Here is a 12,002-nt window from a genome sequence, read left to right as displayed (position 1 = left end):
TTAATTATCTGTTTCTTTCTACTAGATACTTCTTTATTGTATCAATAAGTATTTAGAACTAAAATAAAAATAACTTCGCGTTATTTAAGTAAAGTCATTATTTAACTTTTATAAATGAAAAATATATTAAATGAGGTGTTTTAACTATGAAAGTTATAGCAAAAATCATTTTAGTTACTGTTGTGTTATTTGCTTGGATTAATCGTAAAAATAAAGCTGAATAAATCGTTTTATAAAAAATAAAAGCTCCACTAAATATCTTGAGGAGTAAAGAACATAAATAACAAAATAAAAATGACAATTTCTATTAAAATCATGTAGAAATTGTCATTTTATTCAGAGATATATTATATCTCAATTTATTTTCTTAATTCGCTTTATGTTTGTCATCATCTTTATAGACATACCATTTGAAATATTTTCCTTCTGTTTTCATTTCTTGATAAAAGTCAGCGATAATCGTTGCATTGCTTTCAGCCCATTTAATATCTGTCGCATACTGATGTTCGCCAGGGTTCTTAGGATTCCATCTCATGCTGTACAATGTATTTTGATCATCATGTGATAAGAAATGTTTGTGAATGAATTCTGCACCGCCACGTATTGCTTTTTCTGGCGTATCCCAACCATGCTTTTTAGCGTATTGTGCACCTGTTTTAATTGGATCTTCATCTAAAGCACCAACACCATAAAAATTATAATATTTCTTACCATCGATTTCCACGCCATTGGCTAATTGACTCTTAGAAGCACCTGTTTCAAGTAAAGCATGTGATATAAGGTAAACTTCATTAACATGATTATCTTTAGCCGCTTCTAAAAAATCATCCGTATGTTTTAACAATGTTTCTCTATCAAACAACATACGTTTAATTCTATTTTTATCAATACCTTGATATTTCGATAAATCTAAAAATTGATATTTCTGTTTGTTATCTTCAATAAATTTACTGCTATCCATTGCTGTTTTAATTTCAGTAGCAGAAGCATCTCTCCAAGCATTATTGCTTTTATTAGAAACTTGCTGGCTTGTATAATTATCTATTTGTTTCTTAGAAGCTTTATCGAGTGTTACATCTAAATTTTCAACCTTTTCAACTTGTTTAACTTCTTTAAATAAAATTTGATCTGAAATCATTGAAAAGAAGATTATCCCAACAATTACTAATAGTATTAGTAATCCAAACAACCCGATAATAGAGCCTCTTTTGTGCTTTGCCATATTTACACCTCTTAGGTCAATGTTGTAAAACTTATGCAATATGTGTTTATGATAATAAAGTTTAACATTATTATATTGCTTTCACAATTTTATATAAGCTTTGTTACATATTCATAAATGAATAGTAATAAAACTGCAAAATAAAATGGTTAGACAAATCGTCCTGTATAAATTTGCCCTAACCATTTAACTTTCACATTTTTATTCACGATGATTTTTGTATTCCATCATAATGAAACTTGCTGCTTGAGAGCGATTCTTATAATAATATTGATTTAAATCGATAGTACCCTCTACTTCACCATCTCGATACATCATTTCATTTGTAAAATTATTAATCATTACAAAATCTGAGCGATCTTTAATAATATCCAAGTCATCATTTCGTGCAAAAAAGTGTTCAAGATTTAAGTGTGCGTAATCCATATATACCTCCTTAGCGTCAAATTTGTTATATGCTGAAGTTTGTTGATGTTTTAGTCAATAACTTATTTTTAAAATATACCTATGCCCTATATTTAACACCTTATAGCGTAATTAAGCAAATGATATTTTTCAATTTTTAGCATAAGCTATGAATATCCGGATAAATTTCATTATGCGCATAAGAAACGGAGCAGCTAATGTTATTTAACAATGTATATCATCAATTTAATAAATATATTCATTATTTGTTAAATAAATATCATATTCGTTATAATTATGATGAGTATTACCAACTCATGCTCATACGATTATGGCAACTCACAAACCAATATAATGCCTCTTTAAATTCAAATTTTTCAACTTTTATTATCTTCCGACTAAATTATTATTTAATTGATTTATTTAGAAAAGAACAGCCTAAACAATCCGTAGAAATAAGTATATTAAATCCAAGCTCATCAAAGCTACCTATTTATATCCTCAATGACTTCAATCTTATTATGCAAGAGGCATGGAAACACTTAACGCGTCAAGAACAGCAATGGCTCATCTTACAGATAAGTGGATACAAGCAATATGAAATTGCCCAACATATGCACGTCTCATTATCCTCAGTAAAAAATTACAAACGCAATGCCAGACAAAAGCTTCAGCGCTTCTTCACATAAAGGAGTCAGCACACCATGAATGTAACTAAACTGGATCAATTACTCTACTTAAAAACTTGTACTAGCAATAAAATATCTACAGAATGTAAATATTTAGAACACACTGAAATAATACCTAAATCAATGAAGCAAGTACTATATCATTATCTTGAATTTTATGGTAGATATTTGCCTTTACAAATAAAGGTTGCCAAGCGTTTATTACACATCAATAAATTAGTGCCTATTTATGTAAACCAACAGACCATACTATTTCCTATTAGACCTCAACGTTCTCCAATTCAATGTTACATTAATGCTAAACATATTGTCGCCATGCATGCGATTAACAACCATATCATCATCGTTTTTGAACAACAAATCCAATTAATTATCGATGCCCCATATACACTTATTTATAACAAATGGAAAGAAAGTTTATTACTATCACATCTTATACCACTTAACTACGCGATTGATTAAATTTATATTCAAGTAGCTTCTTTGTCGCATATGCTGTTATTTTTTTAATTAACCAAAGACTGATAATGATTAATAAGATCGCACCTATTAAGATTAAAATAACACTCCACGTGGCTACTTTTACTTGTGGATTAATAAAATAATTTACTGCAGTTAAACTCGTAATGAATCCAAATAAAAATAATCCCATAAAAACAACATACAAGACGATAATTAAAAACAGTAATAATACTAAAGAACTGTGTGTTTGATTTTTCTCTTTGAAAACATAATTTTTTAAAAACTGATTTGCATAATAAATGGGACGCTGCAATATTTTTTCGTCATTGTTATCAATCAAATGATTTAAATATCGTTCTAATTGTATTTGCTCATTATTATTTAAAAACCACAGTTGCTTTTTTATTTTAGCTACAAATTGACTTTCATTCATCTACATCCCTCCTATTCATTTAATATATCAATAAAGCTAATACTATAAGATTTAAACAATGTCTGCAAGTTTATCTTTGGACATATAAAACCCCCAACAATAAATTAATTGCTGGGGGTAAATATTTGAGTTACAAAATAGATAAGCCTGAACTTTGGATATCTTTAGCAAATCCCTTAACCGTATCTACTGATAAACCATTAATGTCTCGACCTAAATTATTATTAACCTTCTTAACGACATCTGCTGGGCACGTAATGATATCTGCGCCAACCTCATCTGCTTGGATAACATTATATAATTCGCGACAGCTAGCCCATAATAATTTAACACCTGCTTTACTATGCGTAACTGTGACTGCTTCTTTCATTAATGGTAATGGATCTACACCAGTGTCAGCAATTCTTCCAGCAAATACTGAAACATATGTTGGTACACCCTCTGTAACTGCTTCTGTAATTTCTTTAACCTGTTCAATTGTATAAACTGCTGTAACGTTTAATCTAACATTGTCTGCAGATAATTTTTTAATGAGCGGAATCATTGACTCACCTTTTGTGTTAACAACTGGGATTTTAACAAAAACATTTTCCCCATATTGTTTTAAAATTTCGGCTTCTTTTTCCATTGTCTCTATATCATCAGCAAATACTTCAAATGATATTGAAGCATCTGGTATCTCTTTTACAGCTTCCTCTGCAAATGCTTTATAATCCGTAACGCCGGCTTTAGCCATTAAGCTTGGGTTCGTTGTGAAACCGTCAACTTGTTTATTTTTATATGCTGCTTTCATTTCTTCAATATCTGCGCCATCTGCAAATACTTGTACATTTAATTGTGTCACTATGCATTCCTCCAACTAATTAACTTAAGGTATCTTGCTAAAAATATTGTAGTCTATCTTTGAAATTAAGACACACACATTTTATTACTGCCACTTTAAGTTAAAAATAATATAATTCATTTATATCATGTGGTTGTTATACAAGCTAATGTTTTGTTTGGTAATTTGTCATTTAATATATCAAAGTTGATAATTATTATTTCATTGTTGCGTAAATATGGTAAAATATTCTGATGAGTCACTTAGGAGGTCAGTCATGTCTAAATCAAAAAAATATTTTTATATTTCAATTATTTTACTAATAATTAGCTTTTATTTTAATACATTTAACCCCTATTTAAGTCAACAAATTACATCTATTAAATATTTAATGATTGCTTGCAGTGTTGTTAACGTAATTATTTTAATTGCAGCCATTATTTTTTCTGATAAAGCGATTAAGCACTTGAATGAAAACAGTGATTGGATACGTATAGCAAGTAAAATATTACCCTTTATTATTCTATTAGTAATCATCTTCCATATTTATGCTTCAATCACTACTTTTGGCATTATCAAATAATGGGTAAAAATTTATCATAATTACTGAATAAATCATAACTTAAACGCTATATTAAGGATGGATGTTCAATGCAATATTTTTATATTTTCATTGGTGGAATGATAGGCGCTGCTTGTCGTTATCTGCTATCAACATTCAATTCAACAACAACATTTCCATATGGTACATTAAGTGCAAATTTAGTTGGTGCTTTCTTAATGGGCTTATTATTCACTTTAACAGTGCCATTTCTAAGCAAGCATCCTAAATTGAAAAAAGCACTCACAACTGGATGTTTAGGTGCTTTTACAACATTTTCTACATTTCAATTTGAATTGATTACAATGCTTGAACAATCTCTTTTCTTAACCGCATTATGTTATGGAATTGTTAGCTACATTTTGGGAATTTTAAGCTGTTATATAGGTCTCAAGTTAGGACGTGAGTTATCGTGATAACACTTATCCTTATAATGATAGGCGGCGGTTTGGGTGCATGTGCAAGAGCTTGGATTACTCAGCAATCAAAACATTATTTAAAGATCGATTTCCCTATCGCAACGTTATTTGTAAATTTGCTTGGATGTTTTTTAATTGGTTATACTGCATCCATTGCTCATGAACATCATTGGTTCTCTTTATTCGTTGTCACAGGATTTTTAGGAGGATTAACAACATTTTCTACTATGAGTTTAGAACTTGTTCAAATGTTGTTAGAAAAAAATAAAGTCATTAAATTTGTACTTTATACTGTGCTTCAGTTTATCGTTGGCTTTCTATTATGTTTATTCGGCTATCAATTATAAGGACACAAACGAGTAAGGAGCGGAACAGAATTCATTATAAATCCATAGTCCTGCCCTGGCAAAGTTGACTAAGATTGAATCAAGCTTGATATAAGCGTATTTTCAATCCAGTCAATTACTGCCAATATATCGTTCATAGCCTAAAACATAATATCCCGAATCCTTTCTTGTTACGTCTTTTAATTTACCCTGCAAAATCTTGAGGGTTTGGTCCTATACGCTTCTCTTGATTTAATTGGTCAATACGTGCCATTTGCGCACCGCTCAACTCAAAATCAAACACTTGGATATTTTCTGTGATTCTTGATGGCGTGATTGATTTGGGAATCACGACTACACCATGTTGAATATTCCAACGAATAATAACCTGTGCCGGAGACTTAGATACTTCAAGTGCGATTTGTTGAATTGTTTGATCATTAAGTATTTGTCCGTTTTGTAAAGGAGACCATGACTCCATAGGGATGCGCTGTGCTTTTAAGTAAGTTCTTAATTCATTTTGGGTAAATTTAGGGTGATATTCAACTTGATTGATCATTGGCTTTATTGAGACCTGTGCAAGTAAGGCCTCAAGATGATTTACGTCAAAATTACTGACACCTATACTATAGACTTTATTATCTTTATATAAATCTTCCATGCCCTTCCACATATCAATCATGACCGCTTCATCTTTGCCGGGCCAATGAACTAAATATAAATCGAGATAGTCTAATCCCAATTTTTTCAAACTTTGTTCGTATGCTTGTGCAACGTTTTCTCTACCAAAATCTTCAAAATATAATTTTGATGTAATAAATAAATCTTCTCGACTTAATCCTGTTGATGTCATTGCTGCTTTTATACCTGCACCAACCTTTTCTTCATTACCATATACTTTTGCCGTATCTATACTTCTATACCCCTGTTCAATCGCATATTGGACTGCTCGTTGACACTCGTTATTATTTCCAATCCGAAATGTTCCTAGACCTACTTTAGGCATCGCTTGTCCATTATAAAATTCTATCGTTTTCAAATGATTCAGCCCCTTTTACATTAATAACGCTAATACCTATTCCCACTCTTGTAAATTTTAAGCATAAAACAGCACCTAACTCGTATAAAAGGAAAGTTAGGTGCTAGTTATTTTTTAGTTAAATGATTCTATTTTTGTCATAATTTCTTGCAAATCATCAACATTGTATTGAATTCGACCATGGAAAACAAATTTGTTGAAAAATTCATTTAGTTGCTCTGGACCGACAAGTACTTTCGCACTTGAAGTTTGCGCATAATTTGAAATAGTTACTTCACCTTCACGTTTAGGATTGAAATAAAGAATAGATGTAGGTGTGTATGTTAATCCTAATTTCGTTTGCAAGTCAGTAGCTAACTTTTCAATTTGTGCAAGTTGTGCTGAATAATCTAAAAATGATAGCGATGATTGATCATCATTTTGATCTAGTACTAAGGTATGCGGTGCTTTGGCATTTAAATCTAATGTTGAAAAGACTTGTTGCATCATTGGCAATTCATTAAATTGATTACCACTTATACCATTATACACATGCCCCTTTAATAACTTGGAATCAATAATATAAAGTCCTGTACGAGTTAATACAAGATGACTGATGCGTTCAATATTATTCAAGTCATTACCAGGTAAAAAGATATTAGCCATAATATGCATATCTTCAGGTCGGATTCGTTTTTCATTGACAAGACGTTCACGGATACCAATTAATCTCATATCCGTCACATATTCACTCGTATTTTTTGAAAATAATTTTAGAGCATCAATTTCTCGCTCTTTGCTATTAACAGTTGCTTCGTAATTTTCCTTTTGTTTAGTAACTGTCTTTTTGTTTTCAATTCTTTCTTTTTCTAATGCTTCGTCATGTGATTCTTGCATTTGCTTTTCTTTTAATTTATATTCGTCTACCGTTTGTCGTTTTATCTTTTTATTATTTCTTAATGCAACGAAAAATAAGATTAAGCAAATAAGTGCTATTACCACAGCGACGATTAAACCGATTTCCATTGGTCCTAATGAATTCATTCAAACAACGCTCCTTTAATTATTCAATAACTATAATTATAATAGAAAATCTGTCTTATTTCGATATTTATCCTTAAATTTAGTAATTAAAAATTAAATTATGCTTGAACGGCGTCTTTTAAAATATTGACTTTATCTAATTTTTCCCAAGGTAATAACACATCTGTTCTACCAAAATGACCATATGCCGCAGTTTGTTTATAAATAGGATGTTTTAAATCTAACATTTTAATGATACCAGCGGGTCTTAAATCAAAATGTTTTCTAACTGCAGCGACAAGCTCACCTTCAGATACTTTACCTGTATTAAACGTATCAATGGCAATAGAAACTGGTTCAGCTACACCAATGGCATAAGCAAGCTGTACCTCACATTGGGCTGCAAGTCCAGCTGCAACAATATTCTTAGCTACATACCGTGCTGCATAAGCGGCAGACCGATCTACTTTTGTTGGATCCTTACCACTGAAGCATCCACCTCCATGACGCGCATATCCGCCATACGTATCAACAATAATTTTTCGTCCTGTTAAACCAGCATCACCTTGTGGTCCACCAATAACAAAACGCCCTGTAGGGTTAATAAAGAACTTAGTGTCCTCATCTAAAAGATTATCAGGTACCGTTGGATAAATAACATGATTTTTAATATCCTGTTGAATTTGTTCTAATGTTATATCTTGCGCGTGTTGTGAAGATACCACAATTGTATCGATGCGGTATGGTTTGTCATTTTCATCATATTCAACAGTTACTTGCACTTTGCCATCCGGACGTAAATAATCTATAATGCCATCCTTTCGAACATCTGATAAACGTTTAGCAAGCTGATGTGATAAGAATATTGGTAAAGGCATATACGTTTCAGTTTCATTAGTAGCATAACCAAACATTAGCCCTTGATCTCCGGCACCAGTTGCTTCTATTTCTTCTTCTGAAATATCATTACGATATTCAAGTGCTTTATCAACACCTTGTGCAATATCCGGTGATTGCTCATCTATAGCAGTTAAAACTGCCATTGTTTGGCAATCATATCCATATTTAGCTCTTGTATAGCCAATATCTCTAATTGTTTCTCTTACAACTTTAGGAATGTCCACATAAGTTGTTGTTGAAATTTCACCAGAAATCAATGCCATACCTGTTGTAACAGTTGTTTCACAAGCAACACGTGCATTAGGGTCGTCTTTTAAAATTTCATCTAAAATGGCGTCGGATACTTGGTCAGCTATTTTGTCGGGGTGTCCTTCAGTAACTGATTCTGAGGTAAATAAGCGTTTATTATATGTCATTGTTTACTCCTTTAAGTTATTTTACGAAAACTCTCTTGTATAAGCCAAATTAAAAGAGCCTTCTACTATTTAGATAGAGAGAAGGCTCTAGACGTCCATTCGCTCTTATCGTTCAGACCATATTTGTCTGCAAACGGTTTGGCACCTTTCTTTATAAAAGAGGTTGCTGGGCTTCATTGGGTCCATGTCCCTCCGCCACTCAGGATAAGAGAATCCGTTAAGAATTATACTACCGAATTCGTTAGCTAATGTCAATTTTAGATTTTTCATACCAACATCGTATTAGCTATGGCATAATCCTTTCATTATGTTATACTATTGAATTGTAAAGGCTTTCACATGTAATATTTATGCACTGGAGGGGTTAAAGTATGTCAATTAATACATACAGCGAAACGTCAAAAATTAAACACTTATTAGAAAAAGAGACAACTTTATTTCAGCTTTCAACGACGCAGCTTTATAACAAAATTCTTGAAAATAATGAAGGAGAACTGACTGAATTAGGTGCAATCAATGCTAGTACAGGTAAATATACAGGACGTTCACCAAAAGATAAATTTATCGTTACTGAACCTTCATATAAAGATAATATTGACTGGGGCGATGTCAATCAACCTATAGATGAAGAAACATTTTTAAACCTATATCACAAAGTTTTAGATTACCTTGATGAACGTAACGAATTGTATGTTTTTAATGGTTATGCAGGCAGTGATAAAGATACACAACTTAAATTAACGGTTATTAATGAATTAGCATGGCATAATTTATTTGCACATAATATGTTCATTCGTCCTGAATCAAAAGATGAAGCTATAAAGATTAAACCGAATTTTACAGTTGTATCTGCACCTCATTTTAAGGCAGACCCAGACATTGATGGCACTAAATCTGAAACATTTGTCATTATTTCATTTAAGCATAAAACAATTCTTATTGGCGGTACAGAATATGCCGGAGAAATGAAAAAAGGTATTTTCTCTGTTATGAATTATTTATTACCAATGCAAGATATTATGAGTATGCATTGCTCAGCTAATGTGGGTGCTAAAGGTGATGTTGCGTTATTCTTTGGTCTATCTGGAACAGGAAAAACAACTTTATCTGCTGCTGCAGATAGAAAACTAATCGGGGATGATGAACACGGTTGGAACAAAAATGGTATTTTTAATATTGAAGGCGGTTGTTATGCAAAAGCAATTAATCTTTCAAAAGAAAAAGAACCGCAAATATATGACGCTATTAAATATGGCACAATTCTTGAAAATACAGTTGTACATGAAGACGGTAGCGTAGATTTTGATGACAATCGATATACAGAGAACACACGTGCTGCCTACCCTATTCACCATATAGATAATATCGTATTACCATCTAAAGCAGCACATCCAAATACGATTATTTTCTTAACAGCGGATGCATTTGGCGTACTCCCTCCAATCTCTAAATTAACTAAATCGCAAGCGATGTATCATTTCTTGAGTGGATTTACATCAAAATTAGCTGGAACAGAACGAGGTATTACCGAACCTGAACCGTCATTCTCAACATGTTTCGGCGCACCATTCTTACCTCTAAATCCGACCGTATATGCTGATTTATTAGGTGCGTTAATTGATGAACATAACGTTGATGTCTATCTCGTAAACACCGGCTGGACAGGCGGTAAATATGGCGTTGGTCGCCGCATTAGCCTCCACTATACTCGTCAAATGGTTAATCAAGCAATCACAGGTCAATTAAAAAATACAGAATATATAAAAGATGACATGTTTGGTCTTTATATTCCGACAGAAATCGAAGACGTGCCAAAGACAATTCTTCAACCGATCAATGCTTGGAATGATCCAGATAAATATAGAACTCAAGCGCAAGACTTAATCAAACGCTTTGAACATAATTTTGAAAAATTTGGTTCAGAAGTAGCCGAGATAGCACAAAGTGGCGGCTTTAATAAATAAAAACCTCAAAAATATAGCTTAGATGCATATTATGATTTAAAATTCGTAGTGCATCTAAGCTTTTTATTTTTGAAGCTCTTCTATTTCCTTCATCCAATTGAATATACGTTGAATTGCCAATCTCATTGCTACTGGTCGAGGTACATGGCCTTCTGCAAGCTGATAAAATGTATCAAATTGCGTCCCTCGTTGTTTCAAAGCATCTTCTAAAACGTATGCCTGATGAATACCGACTTGTTTATCCTGACCTCCATGAATGATAAGTATCGGTGGACTCGTTGCATCAATATCCTTTAACGCATCACGTTTTTTATAGGATTGTGCATCTTTAACAGGATGTCCAATCATTCGTCGCAACATTCCTCTCAAATCCACACGTTCCTCATACATTAAATTTACGTTTGAAACACCACCCCAAATAATATAACTGTCCACTGGTAAATCTTGAAACGTTAATAAACCTTGCAGACCTCCGCGTGAAAAACCAATCATATGAATATAAGCGTCAGGATATGATTGATGTAACTGCTGAACAAGTGTTGTCACATCATGTAAATCACCTTGGCAAAATTCATCTCTACCTTCACTCCCATTATTACCTCGATAATATGGCCCAATAACTAATGTCTCTGGTGATGAAAATTGCATTAATCTTGCTGCACGCACACGTCCTACCTGACCTTTTCCACCACGTAGATACACAACAATCCGCTCAACCGTTTTATGAGGTAACATTTGTAATGCTTTCACTTTTAAACCATCAACAACATAGGTTACCTCTGCAAATTCATGTGTCAATGATTCAATTGGCATGGTTTTATAAAGAATATAATCCAAGCAATTTCACCCTCTCCAAACACTGCTGAATAGCTGCATCTTGTATTAAATAACTTCGCTTGTTTTCAGGAATATCGTTAAGTCTTTGATAAAGAATGGGACCTGCTGTTTCTAAATAATCATTTTTTTTATCTATACGACTTACTTCAATTGTATATACATCTTTGACAAAAGGTGTCTTATCCTTAGTAAATACTTCATATTGCGCAATGTACGTAAGTTTCTGGCATTGGGCGCCTGTTTCTTCAAAAAGTTCGCGTTTAATCGCCTCCATACTTGTTTCTCCTTCTTCCCGTTTACCACCTGGAAATTCTATTCCTCTTACTTTATGCTGAGTAAATAATAGCTGCTGTTTATAAAATGGGATAGCTAAAACATGGTTACCATTCGCAATATCTTTATCATTTTTATATGTGAGGATAACACGTCTATTTTCTTTATCTAAAAATTGCATATAGATTATT

The 12,002-nt window shown here is 32.5% G+C and carries 15 protein-coding genes and 1 riboswitch; of the genes, 6 read left to right on the top strand and 9 right to left on the bottom strand.

Annotated features, from left to right (window positions below):
• Window positions 1–367 precede the first annotated feature (367 nt).
• The gene (gene sagB / locus AL499_RS00175; protein WP_002458801.1) at window positions 368–1,222 is read right to left on the bottom strand and encodes a peptidoglycan release complex glucosaminidase SagB; all 855 of its coding nucleotides are present in this window, start codon (window positions 1,220–1,222) and stop codon (window positions 368–370) included.
• Between the two features lie 201 nt (window positions 1,223–1,423).
• Window positions 1,424–1,648, bottom strand: a complete 225-nt coding sequence (locus AL499_RS00170) for a hypothetical protein (RefSeq protein WP_002458800.1) — start codon at window positions 1,646–1,648, stop codon at window positions 1,424–1,426.
• Window positions 1,649–1,845: 197 nt separating this feature from the next.
• Here AL499_RS00170 and AL499_RS00165 point away from each other — a divergent pair, with 197 nt between their 5' ends.
• Window positions 1,846–2,316, top strand: coding sequence for a sigma-70 family RNA polymerase sigma factor (locus AL499_RS00165; protein WP_002478005.1), 471 nt, complete (start codon window positions 1,846–1,848; stop codon window positions 2,314–2,316).
• A 15-nt stretch (window positions 2,317–2,331) separates the two neighbouring features.
• Complete coding sequence (locus AL499_RS00160; RefSeq protein ID WP_002492607.1) at window positions 2,332–2,778, top strand: competence protein ComK; 447 nt, start codon at window positions 2,332–2,334, stop codon at window positions 2,776–2,778.
• On the opposite strand, the gene AL499_RS00155 is transcribed toward AL499_RS00160, so the two are convergent.
• Together AL499_RS00155 and AL499_RS00150 are read right to left on the bottom strand one after the other, a co-directional pair.
• The gene (locus AL499_RS00155; RefSeq protein ID WP_002458797.1) at window positions 2,759–3,211 is read right to left on the bottom strand and encodes a hypothetical protein; all 453 of its coding nucleotides are present in this window, start codon (window positions 3,209–3,211) and stop codon (window positions 2,759–2,761) included. The genes AL499_RS00160 and AL499_RS00155 overlap by 20 nt on opposite strands.
• A 130-nt stretch (window positions 3,212–3,341) precedes the next feature.
• Window positions 3,342–4,055, bottom strand: a complete 714-nt coding sequence (locus AL499_RS00150) for a transaldolase (protein ID WP_002458796.1) — start codon at window positions 4,053–4,055, stop codon at window positions 3,342–3,344.
• Between the two features lie 256 nt (window positions 4,056–4,311).
• Between AL499_RS00150 and AL499_RS00145 the strand changes: the two genes are divergently transcribed.
• From AL499_RS00145 to crcB (AL499_RS00135), 3 genes are all read left to right on the top strand, one after another.
• A complete protein-coding gene (locus AL499_RS00145) occupies window positions 4,312–4,617 on the top strand; it encodes a hypothetical protein (protein ID WP_002478003.1) in 306 nt (101 codons plus the stop codon).
• A 68-nt stretch (window positions 4,618–4,685) separates the two neighbouring features.
• A complete protein-coding gene (crcB, locus tag AL499_RS00140; RefSeq protein WP_002478002.1) occupies window positions 4,686–5,051 on the top strand; it encodes a fluoride efflux transporter CrcB in 366 nt (121 codons plus the stop codon).
• A complete protein-coding gene (gene crcB / locus AL499_RS00135) occupies window positions 5,048–5,401 on the top strand; it encodes a fluoride efflux transporter CrcB (RefSeq protein WP_002478001.1) in 354 nt (117 codons plus the stop codon). Before crcB (AL499_RS00140) ends, crcB (AL499_RS00135) begins: the two co-directional genes overlap by 4 nt.
• Before the next feature lie 184 nt (window positions 5,402–5,585).
• Here the strand turns inward: crcB (AL499_RS00135) and AL499_RS00130 are convergent, their stop codons facing one another.
• The 3 genes from AL499_RS00130 to metK form a co-directional block, all read right to left on the bottom strand.
• On the bottom strand, window positions 5,586–6,386 hold the full coding sequence (locus AL499_RS00130) for an aldo/keto reductase (protein WP_216634208.1): 801 nt from the start codon (window positions 6,384–6,386) through the stop codon (window positions 5,586–5,588).
• Window positions 6,387–6,533: 147 nt separating this feature from the next.
• Window positions 6,534–7,442, bottom strand: a complete 909-nt coding sequence (locus AL499_RS00125; RefSeq protein ID WP_002458791.1) for a nuclease-related domain-containing protein — start codon at window positions 7,440–7,442, stop codon at window positions 6,534–6,536.
• 98 nt (window positions 7,443–7,540) lie between these two features.
• The gene (metK, locus tag AL499_RS00120) at window positions 7,541–8,737 is read right to left on the bottom strand and encodes a methionine adenosyltransferase (protein WP_002458790.1); all 1,197 of its coding nucleotides are present in this window, start codon (window positions 8,735–8,737) and stop codon (window positions 7,541–7,543) included.
• Between the two features lie 102 nt (window positions 8,738–8,839).
• Window positions 8,840–8,948: riboswitch (SAM riboswitch) on the bottom strand.
• Between the two features lie 160 nt (window positions 8,949–9,108).
• Between metK and pckA the strand changes: the two genes are divergently transcribed.
• Window positions 9,109–10,701: a phosphoenolpyruvate carboxykinase (ATP) gene (gene pckA / locus AL499_RS00115; protein ID WP_002492597.1), complete on the top strand. Its 1,593-nt coding sequence runs from the start codon at window positions 9,109–9,111 to the stop codon at window positions 10,699–10,701.
• A 63-nt stretch (window positions 10,702–10,764) separates the two neighbouring features.
• On the opposite strand, the gene AL499_RS00110 is transcribed toward pckA, so the two are convergent.
• Entirely contained in the window at window positions 10,765–11,538 is a 774-nt protein-coding gene (locus AL499_RS00110) for an alpha/beta hydrolase family protein (protein ID WP_002492634.1), read from the bottom strand.
• The gene (ytkD, locus tag AL499_RS00105; protein ID WP_002492645.1) at window positions 11,519–11,992 is read right to left on the bottom strand and encodes an RNA deprotection pyrophosphohydrolase; all 474 of its coding nucleotides are present in this window, start codon (window positions 11,990–11,992) and stop codon (window positions 11,519–11,521) included. Before ytkD ends, AL499_RS00110 begins: the two co-directional genes overlap by 20 nt.
• Window positions 11,993–12,002: the final 10 nt, after the last annotated feature.

This window comes from Staphylococcus lugdunensis (assembly GCF_001558775.1).
GTDB classification, from domain to species: domain Bacteria; phylum Bacillota; class Bacilli; order Staphylococcales; family Staphylococcaceae; genus Staphylococcus; species Staphylococcus lugdunensis.
This window is presented reverse-complemented; position numbering and strand designations above follow the sequence as displayed.

What these genes read in the sequence shown, in the direction of transcription:
- crcB (WP_002478002.1), top strand. Translation starts at nt 4,686, where the DNA reads ATGCAATATTTTTATATTTTCATTGGTGGAATGATAGGCGCTGCTTGT.
- AL499_RS00170 (WP_002458800.1), bottom strand. Translation starts at nt 1,648, where the DNA reads ATGGATTACGCACACTTAAATCTTGAACACTTTTTTGCACGAAATGAT.
- AL499_RS00160 (WP_002492607.1), top strand. Translation starts at nt 2,332, where the DNA reads ATGAATGTAACTAAACTGGATCAATTACTCTACTTAAAAACTTGTACT.
- ytkD (WP_002492645.1), bottom strand. Translation starts at nt 11,992, where the DNA reads ATGCAATTTTTAGATAAAGAAAATAGACGTGTTATCCTCACATATAAA.
- AL499_RS00145 (WP_002478003.1), top strand. Translation starts at nt 4,312, where the DNA reads ATGTCTAAATCAAAAAAATATTTTTATATTTCAATTATTTTACTAATA.
- metK (WP_002458790.1), bottom strand. Translation starts at nt 8,737, where the DNA reads ATGACATATAATAAACGCTTATTTACCTCAGAATCAGTTACTGAAGGA.
- AL499_RS00165 (WP_002478005.1), top strand. Translation starts at nt 1,846, where the DNA reads ATGTTATTTAACAATGTATATCATCAATTTAATAAATATATTCATTAT.
- AL499_RS00125 (WP_002458791.1), bottom strand. Translation starts at nt 7,442, where the DNA reads ATGAATTCATTAGGACCAATGGAAATCGGTTTAATCGTCGCTGTGGTA.
- AL499_RS00155 (WP_002458797.1), bottom strand. Translation starts at nt 3,211, where the DNA reads ATGAATGAAAGTCAATTTGTAGCTAAAATAAAAAAGCAACTGTGGTTT.
- sagB (WP_002458801.1), bottom strand. Translation starts at nt 1,222, where the DNA reads ATGGCAAAGCACAAAAGAGGCTCTATTATCGGGTTGTTTGGATTACTA.
- pckA (WP_002492597.1), top strand. Translation starts at nt 9,109, where the DNA reads ATGTCAATTAATACATACAGCGAAACGTCAAAAATTAAACACTTATTA.
- AL499_RS00130 (WP_216634208.1), bottom strand. Translation starts at nt 6,386, where the DNA reads ATGCCTAAAGTAGGTCTAGGAACATTTCGGATTGGAAATAATAACGAG.